At 55.3% G+C, this 17,145-nt stretch carries 16 protein-coding genes and 2 pseudogenes; 8 read left to right on the plus strand and 10 right to left on the minus strand.

Annotated features, from left to right (window positions below; genetic code table 11):
- Positions 1–4 precede the first annotated feature (4 nt).
- Together WDB88_RS12530 and WDB88_RS12535 are read right to left on the minus strand one after the other, a co-directional pair.
- The gene (locus tag WDB88_RS12530) at positions 5–1,126 is read right to left on the minus strand and encodes a ceramide glucosyltransferase (protein WP_339108009.1); all 1,122 of its coding nucleotides are present in this window, start codon (positions 1,124–1,126) and stop codon (positions 5–7) included.
- A complete protein-coding gene (locus WDB88_RS12535; RefSeq protein WP_339108010.1) occupies positions 1,123–1,938 on the minus strand; it encodes a UDP-2,3-diacylglucosamine diphosphatase in 816 nt (271 codons plus the stop codon). The genes WDB88_RS12530 and WDB88_RS12535 overlap by 4 nt, the downstream gene beginning before the upstream one ends.
- 200 nt (positions 1,939–2,138) lie before the next feature.
- Here WDB88_RS12535 and WDB88_RS12540 point away from each other — a divergent pair, with 200 nt between their 5' ends.
- From WDB88_RS12540 to WDB88_RS12560, 5 genes are all read left to right on the plus strand, one after another.
- Positions 2,139–2,417: a glycine zipper domain-containing protein gene (locus tag WDB88_RS12540; protein WP_339108011.1), complete on the plus strand. Its 279-nt coding sequence runs from the start codon at positions 2,139–2,141 to the stop codon at positions 2,415–2,417.
- Positions 2,418–2,638: 221 nt separating this feature from the next.
- Complete coding sequence (locus WDB88_RS12545; RefSeq protein ID WP_339108012.1) at positions 2,639–3,397, plus strand: hypothetical protein; 759 nt, start codon at positions 2,639–2,641, stop codon at positions 3,395–3,397.
- 174 nt (positions 3,398–3,571) lie between these two features.
- Positions 3,572–5,128, plus strand: coding sequence for a recombinase family protein (locus WDB88_RS12550; protein WP_339108013.1), 1,557 nt, complete (start codon positions 3,572–3,574; stop codon positions 5,126–5,128).
- Positions 5,128–6,033, plus strand: a complete 906-nt coding sequence (locus tag WDB88_RS12555; RefSeq protein ID WP_339108014.1) for a plasmid partitioning protein RepB C-terminal domain-containing protein — start codon at positions 5,128–5,130, stop codon at positions 6,031–6,033. Before WDB88_RS12550 ends, WDB88_RS12555 begins: the two co-directional genes overlap by 1 nt.
- Positions 6,030–6,935: a plasmid partitioning protein RepB C-terminal domain-containing protein gene (locus WDB88_RS12560; RefSeq protein ID WP_339108015.1), complete on the plus strand. Its 906-nt coding sequence runs from the start codon at positions 6,030–6,032 to the stop codon at positions 6,933–6,935. Before WDB88_RS12555 ends, WDB88_RS12560 begins: the two co-directional genes overlap by 4 nt.
- Before the next feature lie 353 nt (positions 6,936–7,288).
- On the opposite strand, the pseudogene WDB88_RS12565 reads toward WDB88_RS12560, so the two are convergent.
- Positions 7,289–7,459: pseudogene (locus WDB88_RS12565) on the minus strand (IS110 family transposase); the annotation flags it as partial.
- A gap of 138 nt (positions 7,460–7,597) precedes the next feature.
- Between WDB88_RS12565 and WDB88_RS12570 the strand changes: the two are divergent.
- Positions 7,598–7,867: an integrase core domain-containing protein gene (locus WDB88_RS12570; RefSeq protein WP_339108016.1), complete on the plus strand. Its 270-nt coding sequence runs from the start codon at positions 7,598–7,600 to the stop codon at positions 7,865–7,867.
- 121 nt (positions 7,868–7,988) lie between these two features.
- Here the strand turns inward: WDB88_RS12570 and WDB88_RS12575 are convergent, their stop codons facing one another.
- From WDB88_RS12575 to WDB88_RS12595, 5 genes and pseudogenes are all read right to left on the minus strand, one after another.
- Complete coding sequence (locus tag WDB88_RS12575) at positions 7,989–8,297, minus strand: DUF1153 domain-containing protein (RefSeq protein WP_339108017.1); 309 nt, start codon at positions 8,295–8,297, stop codon at positions 7,989–7,991.
- A gap of 208 nt (positions 8,298–8,505) precedes the next feature.
- Complete coding sequence (locus WDB88_RS12580) at positions 8,506–9,012, minus strand: hypothetical protein (protein ID WP_339108018.1); 507 nt, start codon at positions 9,010–9,012, stop codon at positions 8,506–8,508.
- The gene (locus WDB88_RS12585; RefSeq protein ID WP_339108019.1) at positions 9,009–9,986 is read right to left on the minus strand and encodes a hypothetical protein; all 978 of its coding nucleotides are present in this window, start codon (positions 9,984–9,986) and stop codon (positions 9,009–9,011) included. Before WDB88_RS12585 ends, WDB88_RS12580 begins: the two co-directional genes overlap by 4 nt.
- On the minus strand, positions 9,983–11,491 hold the full coding sequence (locus WDB88_RS12590; protein WP_339108020.1) for a DUF4123 domain-containing protein: 1,509 nt from the start codon (positions 11,489–11,491) through the stop codon (positions 9,983–9,985). The genes WDB88_RS12585 and WDB88_RS12590 overlap by 4 nt, the downstream gene beginning before the upstream one ends.
- A 404-nt stretch (positions 11,492–11,895) precedes the next feature.
- Positions 11,896–12,237, minus strand: a pseudogene (locus WDB88_RS12595) (transposase); the annotation flags it as partial.
- A gap of 349 nt (positions 12,238–12,586) precedes the next feature.
- Between WDB88_RS12595 and WDB88_RS12600 the strand changes: the two are divergent.
- Both WDB88_RS12600 and WDB88_RS12605 read left to right on the plus strand, forming a co-directional pair.
- Positions 12,587–14,404: an AAA family ATPase gene (locus WDB88_RS12600; protein ID WP_339108021.1), complete on the plus strand. Its 1,818-nt coding sequence runs from the start codon at positions 12,587–12,589 to the stop codon at positions 14,402–14,404.
- Positions 14,405–14,692: 288 nt separating this feature from the next.
- Complete coding sequence (locus WDB88_RS12605; RefSeq protein WP_339108022.1) at positions 14,693–15,358, plus strand: hypothetical protein; 666 nt, start codon at positions 14,693–14,695, stop codon at positions 15,356–15,358.
- A 199-nt stretch (positions 15,359–15,557) separates the two neighbouring features.
- On the opposite strand, the gene WDB88_RS12610 is transcribed toward WDB88_RS12605, so the two are convergent.
- On the minus strand, positions 15,558–16,076 hold the full coding sequence (locus tag WDB88_RS12610; protein WP_339108023.1) for a hypothetical protein: 519 nt from the start codon (positions 16,074–16,076) through the stop codon (positions 15,558–15,560).
- 636 nt (positions 16,077–16,712) lie between these two features.
- Positions 16,713–17,024, minus strand: a complete 312-nt coding sequence (locus WDB88_RS12615) for a hypothetical protein (RefSeq protein WP_339108024.1) — start codon at positions 17,022–17,024, stop codon at positions 16,713–16,715.
- Positions 17,025–17,145: the final 121 nt, after the last annotated feature.

The raw sequence follows: 17,145 nt of genomic DNA on the forward strand, positions 1-17,145 counted from the left end.
ATCTTTACTTTACGGCTTTCGGTGGGGTTAGGGAACCACCGCGATCCATGGCAGAACCGCGCCATTCAAAGCCGCGCCGCGTCCATGTGACCGCCCATAGCGCGGGCATCAGGATATCGCGCAGCACCATCGCCGCCACGTCGCGCGGGCCGTGCGGCCAGCCTGCAACGCGCGCCAGCCCCCATTCCGCAAGATACCACAGCCCCCAGAGGCCAGGCACCAGCGCCCCCTGCCCCATGCCAAGCAGAAGCAGCGCCGGAAGCCACGGGCCCAACAGGATCTCGGCGGCAAAAATGGCCAGAAACCCGTCACGGCGCACCCGCGCCCATCGCAGCTGGCGGTCCCAGACCGCGCGGAAGCTGCGCCGCCCCACAGGCTGGGTGAAGGGGTGGCGCACAAGACGCACCTTCAGGCCCTGCGCCCGCACCGCCTTGGTCGAGGCCACATCTTCGGCCAGATCCTGCCCCAAGGCCACCAGCCCGCCTGCCGCTGCCAGAACATCGCGCCGCCAGCACAAGGTCTTGCCCTGCGCGAAACCGTTGCCCAGCATATCCGCCGAAATCTGCCAGCGCGCCTGAAAACTGTTGAGGAAGGCCGCCTCGACCGCGCCCCAGAGATTTTCCGCACGCGTGCCGATGGGCGGGCTGGTCACAAGGCCGGTATCGGCCTGCACCACCTCGAGAATACGGGTGAAATAATCGGCAGGCAGCAGCAGGTTGGCATCCGCCATCGCCAGCCACTCTCCAACGGCGCGCTGCACGCCCTTCTCAAGATTGTTGAGCTTGGGATTGCCGGTAATCCGGTCATCGCCGATCAGGATCTGTGCCGGAACATGGGGATATTTCGCCACCAGCCCCTGCAAGACAGCCACGGCGGGGTCCTCCTGCTGCGCGGCACAGAAAATCACCTCGTAATCGGGATAGTCCAGCAAAAAGCTGCTTTCCAGCGTTTCTGCGTCAAAACGGTCCAGCCCGCAAACCGGACGCAGAAGGGTGAATTTCGGCTGCGACACAGGGGCCGAAACCTCTGTGCTTCGATAGCGCCACAGACAAAGCGCCACCGTCACAAGCTCTACGCCCAGCAGCACCGCCACAAGGGCAAGCAGCAAAAAGTCCAATGTCGTCACGCCTGTACCTCGGCCCCCTGCGGAAGCTTGCGGCCCTTGCGCTGCGCAGCGGGGCGCAGTTCAAGCAGTTCGAGCCGCCCGTCTTCGGTCTCAATCATGGCGGTATGGCTGTCAATCCAATCCCCACAGTTGGCGTAAACCACTCCTTCGATGGTGCGCAAGGCCGGCTTGTGGAAATGGCCGCAAATGACGCCATCCACCCCGCGCGAACGGGCCAGCTCGATCAGGCGCGCCTCGAACTTATTGCCCGCCGTCATCAGCATATTGGTTCCGGCGATCATCATCTCGACGAGATTACGCTCGGGGAGGCGATGGAACGACCGCAGCAGAACCCGCCGCGCCCATGCATCCACCTGCCGCAGCCCCGCATCACAACGCGACCCGAGCCGCGTCATGAAATGGAACCGGAACAGCCGCGCATCGCATTGATCGCCATGCAGCACAAGAAACTGCCGCCCGTCGGCGGCACGGTGGACCAGCTCGTCCACCAGTTCCATGCCCTGAAAGCGGCGGCCCAGCCGTTTGCGCAACTCCGCATCATGATTGCCGGGCAGATAGACCACCCGCACACCGGCACGGATGCGGCGGCGCAGCTCGTCCATCACCGCATCATGCGCCGGCGACCAGAACGGCGTGCCGCCATGCCAGATGTCGAGAATATCGCCGACCAGATAGATGGTCTCGGCATCGGTTTTCTTCAGGAATTCAAGAAACCGTCCCGCCTGACTGCCCCAAGCCCCAAGATGCAAATCCGATACGAAAAGCGTTCTGACGCGCCGTTGCCGGACAGGCGGGGCGAAGCTTTCGGTCATACCCTGATCCTCATACATCTCTTATCGTCTTTGGTGCCAAGCGGATACGAAGTTCCAGTGACACATAGATGAAGCATTCGTAACAGCGGACAAGTGCGCCACGATAACAAACGCGGGAACTTGTTCGGGCGCACGGGCGTTAGGCCTTTGATGACGGGTCCCGAACCGGCCCCGCTATGTATCTGTAACTGGAGCCCATGATGAAAAAAGTTCTTCTTGTCCTGCCGATGGTTGCTGCCCTTGCGGCCTGCCAGACCGCCAACCAGACCCGCACGGCTGGCGCGCTGACCGGTGCGGCCCTCGGGGCGAATATCGCGGATAACAACGACACGAATGCAATCTCGGGGGCAGCAGCAGGGGCAGCCGTAGGCCTGATTGCCGGTGAGGTCGTGGCCCAACGCACCAATCCCGATGCCAAAACCTGCCGCTATACGGACCGCTATGGCCGTTCCTATACGGCCGCCTGCCCCGCACGCTGAGCTCTGCGCAGCACTGCCGGTATCAGCCAAGGCCGTCCTTCCGGGGCGGCCTTGATGCATTGGCCGAACCATGCGTCCTATCTGCACGGCCATATGGCGCAGCCCCCCGTGACCACTTGACCAAATCCGTCGAAGGCCAAATCTGGCGAAGGCCAAATCCGGCGAAGGCTTGCGGATACGGCCCGCCGGACGCTATTGGGACCATCCGAAGGAGAGCCCCCGTGCCCATAGTGTCGCCCCGCCCGCCCAAGCTGCACCGCATTCTCGAAAGGGACGGCCTTGCGATCGACTATTGCGCGGGGCAAGGGGCCGATCTGGTGATCTCCTTCTCCTCGATCGGGCATGATCCCTCCCGCCTGCCCGCGCCGGAATTTGTGGCCAGCGCCACAGGACACAGGGCGCAAAGCACCCCCCGCCCTGCGCTGTTTGTCATGGACCACCATCGCAGATGGGGCAACGCGCCCGAATTCTCCACCAGCCTGCGCGATGCCTTTGCCTATGCGCAGACACAGGGACCGGTGCGGCATGTCACGGCGATGGGGCTGTCGATGGGGGCCTATTGCGCGCTGATCGCGACGCAGATCCTGCCGGTGCAGGCCGTGCTGGCCTTCGGCCCGCAAAGCTCGCTCCAACAGGCCGCAACCGGCTGCGCCCGCTGGCGGGACTGGATTGCGCCACTGAAAGACCCGCGCTGGCCGGTCGCTCCGCTGCCCCCTGCGACATGTCACACGGTGCTGGCGCATGGTCTGGAAGACGACCTTGTGCAGGCGCGTGGCTTCGGTCTGCACAGCTCTTGCGACCACCTGCTGTTTCCCACCCAAAGCCATGCCTCCCTTGTGCCCCATCTCAAGGCACGGGGATGCCTTGCAGGCCTTGTCACCGCATTGATTGCCGGAGACAGACGCCGCCTGCTGCGGATCCTGCAAGCGGCAGGTGGCCTGCGCCGCAAGACGGAAGACATCGCCCCACCCACCGCGTGACGGCACAACCGTGCCTGCCATCCGTCCCAGCCCAACTCCAGCCCCAGCCCAGTGCCAGCCACGAACAACCGGCCGCCCCTGCCGGCCCGACCGCCTGTCACAAAAGCAAAAGGGTTTCGCACTATCATCGGCGCATCCCCAAGACGGTCTTGGCAATGCGCAAGGAGACAAGGCATGCCCCAGCCGTGCGACAGCCCAGCATCCGCTGCCCCTCTGATCCGCGCGGCGCAATATGTCCGCATGTCTACGGACCATCAGCGGTATTCGACAGAAAACCAGAGCGAGGCGCTTCAGGCCTATGCAGCGCGGCGCGGGATGGACATCGTGCGCAGCTATACGGATGCGGGCAAAAGCGGCCTGCGCCTTGAAGGACGGGACGCGCTGAAAGCCCTGATCGAGACCATCACCACCGGTCAGGCGGATTTCACGGCCCTGCTGGTTTATGATGTCAGCCGCTGGGGACGCTTTCAGGATGCGGATGAAAGCGCCTATTACGAATATATCTGCCGTCGGTCCGGCGTGTCCATCCACTACTGCGCCGAGCCCTTCGAGAATGACGGCGGACCCATCGCCACCATTGTCAAAAGCGTGAAACGCGCGATGGCGGGCGAATATAGCCGCGAATTGTCCAACAAGGTCTTCACCGGACAATGCCGCCTGATCGAAAAGGGGTTCCGGCAAGGTGGCCCAGCCGGATTCGGCCTGCGCCGTCTGCTGATCGACCAGCACGGCCTACCCAAGGGCCCTTTGGCGCGCGGCGAGCATAAGTGCCTCCAGACCGACCGTGTCATCCTTGTGCCCGGCCCTGCGGAAGAGGTCGAAACGGTGCGCCGCATCTATCGCGATTTCGTTGAAAATGGCCTGAGCGAGACCGATATCGCCACCGCCCTCAACCGTCAGGGCCTAAAGACGGATCTGGGGCGGGCATGGACACGCGGGACCATCCACCAACTGTTGATCAACGAGAAATATATCGGCACGAATGTCTGGAACCGCGTGTCGTTCAAGCTGAAGAAAACCCGCATCCGTAACGATCCACAGCAGTGGGTCCGTGCCCCGAACAGTTTTCCCGCGCTTGTTGAGCCCTCCCAGTTTGCGGCTGCCGCGCACCGGATCGCCGCGCGCAGCGCGCGCCTGTCCGATCAGGACATGCTACAGGCGCTGGAGCGGTTGCTTACGGCACAAGGCGCGCTGTCCGGCCTGATCATTGACGAGGCCGAAGGGCTGCCCTCCAGCCATGCCTATGCCAGCCGGTTCGGCAGCCTGCTCAGGGCGTATCGCCTTGTCGGCTATCACCCGCGCAGGGATTATCGCTATATCGAGATCAACAAACGCCTGCGCGCGATGTATCCCGCGCTCGTCGACGCGATCGTCCAGGGCATCCGCGACGCCGGTGGGCAGATCCATGAAACCGCCGCCGGAGAGCTGCGCCTGAACCATGAACTGACGCTGTCACTGGTGATCGCGCGCTGCCATGCCCTGCCCAGTGGCCGGTTGCGTTGGCGGATACGGTTTGACACCAGCCGGATACCCGATCTGACCCTTGTGATCCGGATGGATCCACGCAACCGCCGCGCTCTGGATTACTTCCTGCTTCCCCTGATCGAGATCGGTACCGCCCAGCTCCGGCTGGAAGAAGAAAACGGCCTCGCTCTGGAGGCTTTTCGCAGCGACACGCCCGCCCCGCTCTTCCAGCTTGCCCGAAGACAGCCCCTAGAGGAGATCGCCTGATGGACACCGCCCCCGCACAGCGCGTGCAGATCATCCCGATCGCACGGATCGAGGTCATGAACCCGCGGGCCAGAAACCGCCAGATCCATCAGGAGATCGTCGAGAATATCGATATGATCGGGTTGAAGCGCCCCATCACGCTACGGCGTGCCGCAACGCAAAGCGACCGCTTCGAGCTGGTCTGCGGCGAGGGTCGTCTGGAGGCGTTCCGGATGCTGGGCCAGACAACGATCCCTGCGGTCATTATCGAAGCCGGTGACGCCGAATGCATGATCATGAGCCTCGTCGAGAATATCGCGCGCCGCCAGCACCGCCCCATCGAGCTGATGAACGAAATCGGCGCGCTGCGGCAGCGGGGCATGTCCGAGGCGGTGATCGCGGCCAAAATCGGCTGCGCCCCGAGCTGGGTACATCTGGTCTGCGCCATGCTGGCGAAAGGCGAAGACCGTCTTGTGGCCGCAGTCGAGACCGGGCTCATTCCGGTCACGCTGGCCGCCGAAATCGCGCAGGCCGAAGGGGACAATGTGCAGAACCTCCTGATGGATGCCTATGCCGAGGGGCATCTCAAGGGGAAGAAACTTGCGCAGATCCGTCGTCTCCTTGCCCAACGCAGCGCCCAGACAAACGCCGCCAAATCGCCGGGGGCCGGCCCCGCCCCTGACGCGAAAAGCCGCAAAAGGCGGCTTACCCAGAGCGACCTGCTGAAACTCTACCAGCGCGAGGCGGACCGCCAGCGGGTTCTGGTGCGCAAATCCGACATGACACAGGCGCGGCTGCTTTTCGTGATGCAGGCCCTGCGCGACCTCCTGTCCGAAACGGCCTTCCATGCGCTTTTGCGCCAGAAGGGCCTGCATGACCTGCCCAAGGCGCTGGCCGAGCGGCTGCAACCGGCCTCCGCACCATGACAGACACCCTACCCCCTCCGACCGTCAAACTCGGCTTCGAGCCGGAGACCCTTCTGCTGCGTCTGGACCAGATACTGACCCTGAAGCCGCTGCGGCCCGAGACCAAGGAGAGCAGCAAATACAAACAGATTCTGGGGTCTGTGAAGGCTGTAGGGCTAGTCGAGGCCCCCGTTGTGGCGCGTCACCCCAAGGATGGAAACCGCTTTTTCCTGCTGGACGGTGCCCTGCGTATCGAAGCCCTGAAAGATCTGGGACAGACCCGCGTTGAATGCCTGATCAGCACCGATGACGAAACCTATACCTATAACAAGCGCATCAATCGTCTGCCCCCGATACAGGAGCATAAGATGATCAAACGGGCCATCGCGCGCGGTGTCCCCGAGGCGGCCATTGCCACAGCACTGGGGCTGGATATCAAGTCGATCCTGCGCCGTTCCCGCCTGCTTGAGGGGATCTGCACAGAGGCGGCCGAGCTGCTACGTGCCGCGTCCTGTCCGATGGCAAGTTTCGATATCCTGCGCAAGATGGTGCCCCTTCGCCAGATCGAGGCGGCTGAACTGATGCTGGGGCAAAACAATTTCAGCTCGGGATTTGCCAAGGCCCTGCTTGCAGCGACGCCTGACCATCATCTGGCCCAGCGCCGCCGCAAGCCTGCGGGCTCCGACGGGCAGGCCATCACAGCAACGGCGCTTGCCCATATGGAACGCGAACTGCTCAATCTGCAAACGAAAATCCGGACATTCGAAGACAGTTTCGGCATGGACACCCTGCATCTGACCCTCGCCCGCGGATATCTGCGCAAGCTGCTGGCCACGCCCGAGATCGTGCAGTGGCTGGCACAGAACCGAAAAGAATATCTAAGCGAATTCCGCACCCTACTCGACGCGAACCGCATCTCGTAAACATAGCCCGCCCGCCACGCCGGACAGCCCTCTCCGGTCCCGGCATTGAGGAATGGGAAGCGGTACAAGGGTCTGTGGATGCCCCCGGACCCAGCCCGAATTGAACATGTGGCCCCTGTGACTTCGGCAGTCTCTCGAGAAGAGGCGCCGCTTTTCCAATGCTCGGAAGCGAACGCCTCGCCCGCAAACCAGACCGAGAGACAAGGCATCGTATGAAAGCGGCCTCAAGCATAAAGATCTCGCACCCATACAACGGTATGCAATCGTGACATGAGACGCAGTTCTTTGCTGGTGGAGATTGGGGGAAACTTCCGCGACAAACGGGTTGAGCGCAGGAAGCGCGTCAGTACGCATCCGGTAGCCTCGAATGCGACCCGGACAGGTAGACCGTATCCTGTCAGAGCCTGTATGAGACGGTCAAAATCTTCCAGCCGATTGAGAACCGTCAATCTTCTGCGGCGCGACTTGGCGATGTCGATTGCGGCCAAAACAGTCTTCGTGTGTGTAATACTCATCGTGGTCATAGTCGGTCTCCCTCGTGGTGTGGTTCGTACAAACCACTGTAGGGACCTGGCGTCGGCTATGATCACCTGCTGCGCGATTTGGGGGCTGCGCAGGCGATCATAGCATCTCCGACCGATGCGTTCCGAAGGTGTTACGGCTTGGTCTTCACCAGCCACCACTTCACAAAAATTGTCCGTAGTTACGGGCTGAAGCAGGAGTTCATAACCCCGCACTGCCCGCAACAGAACGGCATGGTTGAACGCTTCATCAGGACGCTGACGGAGCAATGTGTGCAGCGCCACCGTTTCGAGACAATCCAACACGCAATGCGTGTCATCGCCGACTGGATCGCTTTCTACAACAACCGCCGCCCTCATCAGGCCCTTGCAATGCGCACGCCTGTCGAGGCATTCAGATCAGCGGCTTAACCTGAGCAGATTCAGCTGGGTCAATACACGAGACCGCTACACCATCGGCCAGCAGGCCCTCATGGAGCGTCCGGATCAATTGCCGTCCTCCGTTCGGCAGTGGCCTCGGACCAGTGGCGGCCTACTGCCTCACCATGAGGGCCTGCAGCTTTTTTCGAGCGCGCAGTTCCAGCATCGCCTCACCACAGGCTTCCTGCAGATCCTTCAGCTGCTTCTCGTATTGCTCGCGAATGTCGAGCGGGTTCGCGCGCAGGGAGTTCTCCATGTCCCGCTTTGCATCCTCGACCCAGCCTTCGATCTCGGAAGGCGTCAGGTCGAACGATCGGCTGGCTTCGGCCACCGTCGTTTTGCCTTGAATGATCTCGATGACCAGCGCCGTCTTCCGCTTGGCCGTCCAACGTTTGATGCTGTCGTCCATTGTCATACTCATTGCCACGTTCTCCTTTGTAGCATGAGCAGGATTTCCGTGGGTCAATACACGCCCTGCTTCAGGATGAACGCCTTCTGCGCCTCCGTGAACTTCGATGACTTCATGCGTTTCCGCTCCTCTTCCAGCCAGGAAAATTTAGCGAAAAACTCCAACTTCAATCGATCCAGTTTTCAGGGGGCAGAGCACGTTCTCAGAGACACCCAACAATTTATGGATTCGAAAGCGAAACTTCACCATGGGCACATGTCAGTTCTTTTGATGAATAAAGACTATATACATCTAAATCTTTATCTTTTGATTCATTAATTTGGCCAACCAAATCAACCTTAGAATCGAACAAAAACAGTGAATCGTATACCCCCTCTTCTTTTTCAAATAAGTATGCGGTCCGAGGCTCCAGATACACCTCCAAAACCACATAATAGCCAAGTTGAGAGCAGAAATTAATTTCTCCAGCCCTCTTAACAGTCGTCCTATCAAATCTGTAGTAAGGAGATAGCCCAATACGTTTTTTCTTCGTATTCTTTTTATCAACCACTTCTAAAAAAGAGATGTCATCATCATAATTCGGCATCAAAGATGCCCTTATATTATTCGTCTCTACTTCAGATAACTCATCTGACTGGGTTATTAAGACCTGCCCTTCTCGGAGATCATGAGCGCAGACACAAATGGTGGAACAGATATAGAAAAACAAAATAATAATATATTTCATCTGGGTTCTCTAGCTTTCGCATTGCTTAATAACTTTGAGGTATTGAAGCAGACATCTTTAAAAACGCGCCGACTATAAATTTTATTAACGTTTTGGCGTCGCGGTATCACGTGATTCTTGATACCCTCCTTTTTATCAAACAGACCGCTGTTTATTACTCTAGTGATATCGTCTGTCACGTCATCAGACGCACCTCGGTCTGCTATATCATATAACTTTTTTCGAACCCAAAATGCCAATGCAGACCTAACAGCGTAAATCGGTTGGTCCACTAATTCAGGATTGGCTTCAAAATCTATTTTTTCGCCCCAAATTTTCTCATGGTCTCTGGTGAAATTTCGATAATTATCACGCCCGGTAAGTTGATGTAAGCCACGACCTCTATAGCGCCAACCATCCCCCGGTTGTGTGTTTCCAAGCTCAAATCCAGGTTTTCTATTTTCATCAGCCATCGCATTGTTCGCGATCGCCTCTACGTTGCGTGCATCTCTTTTACAACGATCTCTATGACCATTATAATAAGAATATCTGCTAGTGAATAACCCCTCTTCGTCATAATTCAGATTTTCGGCGAAAGCCAAGCTAGGCCCTGTTTCATGCTTCGCTTGAGCGATAAAATGCGTGAGCCGAAGCTCGTTATCAATTTTCCCATCATTGATATTTATGTTAAGACCTTCAGCAACAATACTTATTCTCTTTGCGTTTCCGTGAGGCCAAACAGCGCGAATCATTGCTTCAGTCACGAGTTGGCAGCATTTGCCGGATAAACACCCTGGATCTTCGCTTGACCCCTGCTGCTCGGCTGCGCGTTCTGCGCTTTTCACCGGGTCATCTTTAACTACAGGATCACTTGAAGCTGTACTTGATGACCCACTCCCCTCCGAAGTTGAGCTTGGCAATGATGCCGCTTTGACAGGTGAAGAGAAAATACTTTCGATTGCACCAGAAATTCCTTGGAAAAATTCCTTACTCATTTCATTTCTTTCCAAAAATTCGCAAAAATATCAAAAACAACAGCTCCGATTTGATGCCGACCTTTTTCAACATTAGGCTGTGCAATCGCCTGGGATGCCCATGGGAATAGCGGGTCGCCACCAAAATTTGATCCGAAATACATCGCAGCGACAACATAAGCAACGAGATCGCTGCCAGACAGGTTGAAGCGGTGTTGCGCCAAGCCGCCGGCTTGGCTAATGAACGCATTGACCTGCTCCACACCAAGGCGTTGACACCGTGTGGGCCAGATATTGCTTAAAATACCTCGAATATGGTCATAGGTCAGCTGATCCGAAGGGCTGGAATAGATCCTCTCGAACCCTAAGAGTATACGCTTGGGGCGCGCCAGATCTTTATGGATATCCGCAACATGCGCACTCACAACCTCGGTCAAGCCCGCCATGTAAGGCGCGTAAGCGCGCTCATTCTCAGAAAACCAGCCAATGGATGTCAAAGTAGTACGATATTGCGAATCATCCTCAAAATAGCATCCCAAAAACGCAACAGCGATCAAATATTTGAATTGGTCCTTCTCAGAAGCAATCCCTTTTGCCTTAGCTTTTTGACTGGCGATGCGGACCACCTGGCGGAGCGAGTCATCCGTTAACGCAGCGGCTTTCTGCGGAAACTGATCTCGGAAGAATGCCATGGCGCGCGTCTCATAGCGATAGGCCCTGAAACGCTCGAAACCGTCAAGTTCCACATCAGACAGCACTGGAATGCCCTTCGCTTTGACACCTACGAGGTTTTCAAAGCAAGGCCGGATCAGCCAAGCATTTTGCGACTCTGGTTGATCGCCTGCAATCAAGGCCACGCGCTGATCATCGCGCATATAGAGCCATTGAACAATCTTCTGGGGAAGATCCCTGATACTGTCAAAATAGCAAGGCGTGATTTGCGGGTCCCAATATCGAAAAAAGACCCATCTCTTGTCCTGCTCAACCTGGAGACGTGTAAATTTTCTTAAATGCGACCAAATTTCATCCATCGATGCAGTGGTTCGTAGCAGTATTCCAACATTCTTGCCCCAGTATTTTCGGAAGAAGTTGCGATGGAACGGCGACCCCGGCGCGGGTTCCTCACCAGACCGGTTCCCCAAGCTCATATCGACCAGATATGGGGCGCTCTTTTTAAGCTCTTCCGCTGCCCCGCCTTTGAACAAGCAGCGATAGGCCAATCCGCTTTGTTCAAGGATTTCTGGCAGATTGGGGACTTTGGCCGCGTCGAGAATAGCATAGGTCTTCAACTGAGGAACGGCATCGAGCGAACCAAATTTCTCGATTTCGGCCTCTGTGGGATCCGATTGACCAAAGAACGGCTCGTAAAGCACATCAGGAACCGTTTTCTTCGGCAATGTCCCGAACTGGCTGTCCAGCGGCTCTACATCTCGGATCTCTTCGATCCTGAGATAAGGCTGCTCTGCATCTGAATTTCCAGCAAAGGCGGGGTCCGCCCCAATGCCCAACCAATAGTCCTCGTCCAAACCGGCCTAACGTCAAAAAACTTGCTCAAAACTGCTGCGGACTATGCGACAGGATTAGGGCAAGAACAAGATCAATGCTATCAAAATGGAAAACAGGAAAGTCAGAGATTCTTCCGAGTTTCATAAGTTTTTTTGCGCTTATCTGGCTCCAAACCGCGGGGGTTATCGCCTTGATAACTACTCAATATAAGGGCGCAAATAATCCATCTCGCACCCCCCGCCACCGAGCTTAAATGGCGACATAACACCTGCCCTGATCTCAGTGCAATCTGGGCGGGAAAATACGCAATCTATGGCTAGGCTGCACGCCCTGAATTTACGACATCAAGAACTTTACAAGCGCGATCAAAACGAGCGTCGCGATCGCACCAACGGGAGCCATATACCAGCGGCTCTGCGCCTGAACGGCCGTGTCGGTTCTTTGAGAAGGTAGAGTGGTCAGGGACACGGTCGCTGAGGTCCAGGCGGCAGAACCACCGATACGCCAGGTTCAGATGCACCTCCTCGCACAGCCGCCGCTCTGACCGGATGCCGAAGCAATACCCTACCAGCAGCATTCGGATCAGCAGCTCTGGATCGACTGAGGGGCGCCCCGTGTGGCTGTAGAAATCGGCAAGGTAGGTTCGGATCCCGGAGAGGTCCACGAACCGATCAATGGAACGCAGCAGGTGGTTCTGCGGGACATGATCCTCCAGAGAAAACTCGTAGAACAGCGCCGGTTGCGCCTCCTGCCGCGGTCCCATCATCGCCGATCCTCCCGTCCCTTGCAGGAATTGAATCAGCCGATGGCCCTTCGATCAAGCACGAGTTTTTCAACAAAATAGGCGGAAAGCAGACATTCGCTGCGCCGCCTAAGAAAGACCTCAAGGGTTCCACGAGCGGACCTTGCCTGATAGGCAGCGCTCGAATGATGTGCGTTTTGAGGCCGACCAACCTGCGCCTAGTGGCGCAACTTGGAAGATTGCTCGTTTCCTCTCAATTGGGTCGTGTTAAACAAAACAGCCATCAATCCGGTTTGCCGCTATAGCGCCGCTTTCATTGCCAAGTACCGCGCGATATCAACCAGTACGCGCCTTTGCTCTTGGGAGATTCAATATGTACCTACAGCGCCTCGAATTAAAGAACACAGGCCCGATAGAGGAAGCCAATATCGAGTGCCGTTTCAATGAAGATCGCACTCCCAAGCCCATTATTTTTGTAGGGCAGAATGGTTCTGGAAAGAGCATTGCCACTGCTCACATCGTTAGCGCTTTGATTGCAGCACATGGAACTGTATTCGATGATTCTGACGTTGAGACTGGCAAAGTGTACAAGCTGCGAAGCCCGTCCTATGTACGAGCTGGCGCGGAATTCTCTGTTGGGGAAGTGTATTTCGATCATAATCTTTTTGTTTCCGAAGCTCAGTTTTTGAGGATGAAAAAAGATCACGCGATTCCCTATCCGGCCTACAGTAAATGGGGGGAGGTCGATGAGAATACAGCGTCGCACTATGATTCAAATTTCGTTAAGCAAAGCGCATATCTCAAAGACGCCTTGAGCAAGGCAACGCATTTGTTCTTTCCTCCAAATAGGTTTGAGGAACCAGCTTGGCTCAATGATCTAAATCTCCGTAACAAGGCAAGTTACGGATCTCTCAAGAAATTCGAAAACCTTTCAAATCGCCCGATAGTAAATTACGCACCAATGCGCGAACTACAAAGCTGGTTGCTTGATCTTGTGTACGATAGCTATGCAATAGAAAAAAAGAGCCAAATAATTCAGGTGCCCGGAGTTGGAGGGGCGCTGGTAAGGCCACAACTTGTTGAGGTGCGAAATGGTCGCGCGACAAGAATACTAGATTCCATTTCTACGTTTCTCACTACTCTATTTGATAAGCCGGGAACCGTTGAATGGAGCGTTGGTGCAAGGAATAATAGACAAATCGGCATCTCGATAAACAATAAGCATATCACCTCAAATCTTTTTCAGCTCTCAACAGGTCAAGCCGTTTTGCTCGATATGTTTTTGACGATTATTCGAGATTTTGACCTGAGCCGTGCGCCACTAAATGAGCTAGGTGATGTTGAAGGCTTAGTGGTGATCGATGAGATCGACCTTCACCTACATACAAATTTACAACACGACCTTTTGCCAAAACTGATAGGCCTCTTTCCAAAGGTGCAGTTTATTCTCACAACGCACTCCCCACTCTTCTTAATCGGCATGGGGAAAGCTTTTCCTATTAACGGGTTTCAAATTATCGAATTACCCAGCGGTCAAGAGATTGAAGTTGAGCGCTTCTCTGAGTTTGAAGTCGCTTACAAGCACATGCAAGAAAGCGCGCGTTTTCAAGAAGACGTTCGCAGCAAGGTCGAGGCTAGTCAGAAGCCGATGCTCTATGTCGAAGGTACAACTGACATAGATTATTTGAACAGGGCAGCAGAGTTACTGGAGAAAAAAGAAGTGCTAGACCAATTTGAGTTGGTCGACGCAGTGGGTATGCCCCACCTGAATATGATCTGGAAAACCTATAATTCGCATCTGAGCAACGTAATTCGGCAAAAGTGGATCCTTTTATATGACTGCGACGCGGACAAGCCGACAGACAATAATGGCAAGTTGTTTCGCCGAACCATTCCCAAACAAGACAGCAGGATCACTTCGGGTGTCGAAAATTTATTCTCAAATGCAACGATGCAACTCGCAATTGACCACAAGGCTGCCTTCGTAGACATTATTGGTGAACATGTAACCTCGGAGCGCGGAGTGCCTTCTACTGTGCCGGAGACTTGGAAAATCAATAAAGATGAAAAACGTAATCTTTGTGACTGGCTCTGTGAACATGGAAACGCGGAGGATTTCGAGCGGTTCAGTGAGGTATTCGAAATCTTGGAAGACGTTTTGGGCTTTGATGAAGCTGTCAGCGCAGAGTGACTTTCACTGAGGTGATCGTTAGCTACTCTCCAAGGATTGCTGAAGCCATCAAAGTGCTTTGAATGCAAACAGCGCGTCCATCGCTTGTTGCTGATTTTTCAATCGGTAGCGCTGAGCAGAGCACGTTCTGTGAGTTCAGCCCAGCATGTATGTCGCAGTTGCGGCGAATGTCCGGAAAACGAACTGCTACCGCAGTATCCCGACGAGGCGCAGGGCGGCGGCAATGGGCCGGAATTGCTGTGTTCGGGCTGCCTTGCTCTCAGCGGCGTCATAGAAGAGATTTAAAGCATGGCATTATCGCAAGTTCAGATTATTCAATCCCTAGCTGAAGCACTTTCTTGGTTTGAGAAAGAACTGAACTGGGGCGTACAGCAAGCCGAGTTGCGCCACTTATCTGGTCGGATCGGGGAGCTTTATGCAGCGATGATCACACGTGGACAAATGGCGTTGGCCGTCAATCAGCACGGGTATGATGTTGTGAGCGCCGATGGGGAGCGTATTTCTGTCAAAACGATCACGACATCATCTCAAGTTTCATTCAATTTGGACACATTCGATCAGGTGGACCGAGTAATTGTTCTTCGCTTGGTCGTCGAAGAAAATGAGGTTTCGATCGAAGAACTGCTCGATTGCACGAGTGCTGCAGCGCGCAGTGAAATGCGCGCTGCAGCGTCTAAATTGGTTTATACGCCTCAAAAGCTGTCCCGAGCGCGCGAACTTTCTGATTTACGCGTTACCGCGCAGGCGGTGTCTAGTGACATTCTCATCAAGCAACTCGAGAACGGCACTATTTTGGTTGAGCGCAACGGACAGCGAGAAACCCCTGCCATACCCGCACTTCGTGAAGTAGCCGTGGCAATCGGAGTCGACATTCTCAACTCCAATGGAAATCCGAAAAATACTCGATCGCTCGGTGCGGATATCTTGACCGTTTTATGCTCTCAATCCGTTTGATAAGAAATATAGATTACATACAGCTGTTAGAGGAGAGGGGTTCTGCGCATTGAGCTTGAACGACCGCTAAGATCGATGTCTATCAAGAATAACCAAACCCCGCCACTGTGCCTGATCCCGGCAGCTAATGTGCCGCATGACTGGCTCGAGCACAGCGGCCAATCATATTCGCAGTAGTTCGATTCCGGATAGTTTGATGCTAGTTGCGCTCAAGCTGTTTGACGATTTCATCCACGACAGCATAACTGGCCCGAGAGAGATGAGGACAAGTTATTAGCTTTCCACCGGTCCAGCCTTGAAGGTGCTTTGCAGCGGGAACACCATGCGCAATGATGACGCGCGGTTCGAATGTCGTCAAAAGGAGATCGAAGGCGTCTGTCGTGCTTGCCGGCATATTAGCCATTTCAGTCGATGGTGTCGCATGAATATTGGTTTCTAACACGCCCGACACCTTTGACGTGAGTCTATCAATACGTCGTCTCGTTGCCGATGGACCCTTACCGCGCGCCGCTCTTTCGGCATCGTAGTCTCGACGCCATAAGCCAAGGTCGAACCCCTTGTCAGACGTCCAGAACCGCCACCAGTTGCCACCAGTAGTCGCCGCGTTGTAACCAACGACCCATATCGAGCAGGTTGACGGATCACCATCGCAGACAAATGGTCTTTGTGATGAGGGTCGACCAATTGTTTCTGCAAGTTTCATTTCGAATTCGGTCATGAGATCATAGTTGCAGGTGATAGCAGGGTGCGCAACGTACTCGTTGCAGCGAATGTCCTCTTCGACGGGCCGCAGTGCAATATGGCCGAAGCTCTACGAAAGTCGGCTGAGGGCCGAACATTTTTCGGCCGCAAGTCGCCGAAACATTCAAATTTCATTGTTTAGAGCTTCAGAAATTCGACCAGGATTAACGTTAAATTCTTGCGCCAAGTCCCGTTGGTGTAGGCTTGGATGTTTTCTAGCATAACGACGAATTTTTTCGGCGAGCTTTGGGGTCAGCTTTACACTTCTGTTTGAAGCTCGCCTGACGGGGGATCGCCTATACATTTCATCCGCAAGGGCATGAAGCTCCTCAAGGCCATGCTCCTCAGCTAGCTCCCTAAGCCTTACGCGGATTTCTGGTATTGATCGCTTGTTTCTCTTCATCTGGCTGGAGACCTCCCTGCACTCCCAAAGCGCGCCATCACGAGAGAGTTTCAAACGTTAGGCAATTCGCGTCCAATGTTTTCCCGCTCAAATCTTCCGGCGTTTGGGCTCGATGAAGTTTGCGGCAGTCGCGATGGAGGTCTGCTTTGGGTTGTTGGGGAGATATGCAGTACCGCGCGCTGACCGGCAGCTAAGGGCCGGTAAATGCCATCACATGAGAAGCTGTTGGATGCGTGGGTGGTGACGTGTGGAATGATGCGCGGTCGCCCATTCTTCGGGCTCGATGGGCTTGCGCTCTTTTTTGGCGTCAGAAATTGCATCGGCGACGGCAGCGCCTGCATCGGCGATGTCAGTCACCGTTTCAATCGCAGCCCGCCGGAGCTGCTTATGGTACCCGACGGCGGTACAGATTACGATACCTGCCGCGAAATGGTGTTCAGGCGGGATGTTGAGTTTGTCGACAAGCCATCGCGAGCCGTAAGCTCCAATCAGGTTCTCGAACAAGGGTGCAAAGCTGAACATCGACTTCCTTCTCGACTTTAGGGAACTTAAGAAGATAGGGGCCTTCAGGTAGCAGTGTTCTAAAAAAAATCAGAGTCGTCGAGTCTTGAAAACGACGAGCCACCCCACCATTTGCTGCCGC

Source organism: Thioclava sp. GXIMD4216 (assembly GCF_037949285.1).
In the GTDB taxonomy this organism is placed as follows: Bacteria; Pseudomonadota; Alphaproteobacteria; order Rhodobacterales; family Rhodobacteraceae; genus Thioclava; species Thioclava litoralis.

Excerpts from the sequence above, each read along its gene's own strand:
- WDB88_RS12560 (WP_339108015.1), top strand. The coding sequence starts at position 6,030 with ATGACAGACACCCTACCCCCTCCGACCGTCAAACTCGGCTTCGAGCCG.
- WDB88_RS12580 (WP_339108018.1), bottom strand. The coding sequence starts at position 9,012 with ATGAAATATATTATTATTTTGTTTTTCTATATCTGTTCCACCATTTGT.
- WDB88_RS12605 (WP_339108022.1), top strand. The coding sequence starts at position 14,693 with ATGGCATTATCGCAAGTTCAGATTATTCAATCCCTAGCTGAAGCACTT.
- WDB88_RS12555 (WP_339108014.1), top strand. The coding sequence starts at position 5,128 with ATGGACACCGCCCCCGCACAGCGCGTGCAGATCATCCCGATCGCACGG.
- WDB88_RS12585 (WP_339108019.1), bottom strand. The coding sequence starts at position 9,986 with ATGAGTAAGGAATTTTTCCAAGGAATTTCTGGTGCAATCGAAAGTATT.
- WDB88_RS12610 (WP_339108023.1), bottom strand. The coding sequence starts at position 16,076 with ATGACCGAATTCGAAATGAAACTTGCAGAAACAATTGGTCGACCCTCA.
- WDB88_RS12600 (WP_339108021.1), top strand. The coding sequence starts at position 12,587 with ATGTACCTACAGCGCCTCGAATTAAAGAACACAGGCCCGATAGAGGAA.
- WDB88_RS12575 (WP_339108017.1), bottom strand. The coding sequence starts at position 8,297 with ATGAGTATGACAATGGACGACAGCATCAAACGTTGGACGGCCAAGCGG.
- WDB88_RS12535 (WP_339108010.1), bottom strand. The coding sequence starts at position 1,938 with ATGACCGAAAGCTTCGCCCCGCCTGTCCGGCAACGGCGCGTCAGAACG.
- WDB88_RS12615 (WP_339108024.1), bottom strand. The coding sequence starts at position 17,024 with ATGTTCAGCTTTGCACCCTTGTTCGAGAACCTGATTGGAGCTTACGGC.
- WDB88_RS12540 (WP_339108011.1), top strand. The coding sequence starts at position 2,139 with ATGAAAAAAGTTCTTCTTGTCCTGCCGATGGTTGCTGCCCTTGCGGCC.
- WDB88_RS12550 (WP_339108013.1), top strand. The coding sequence starts at position 3,572 with ATGCCCCAGCCGTGCGACAGCCCAGCATCCGCTGCCCCTCTGATCCGC.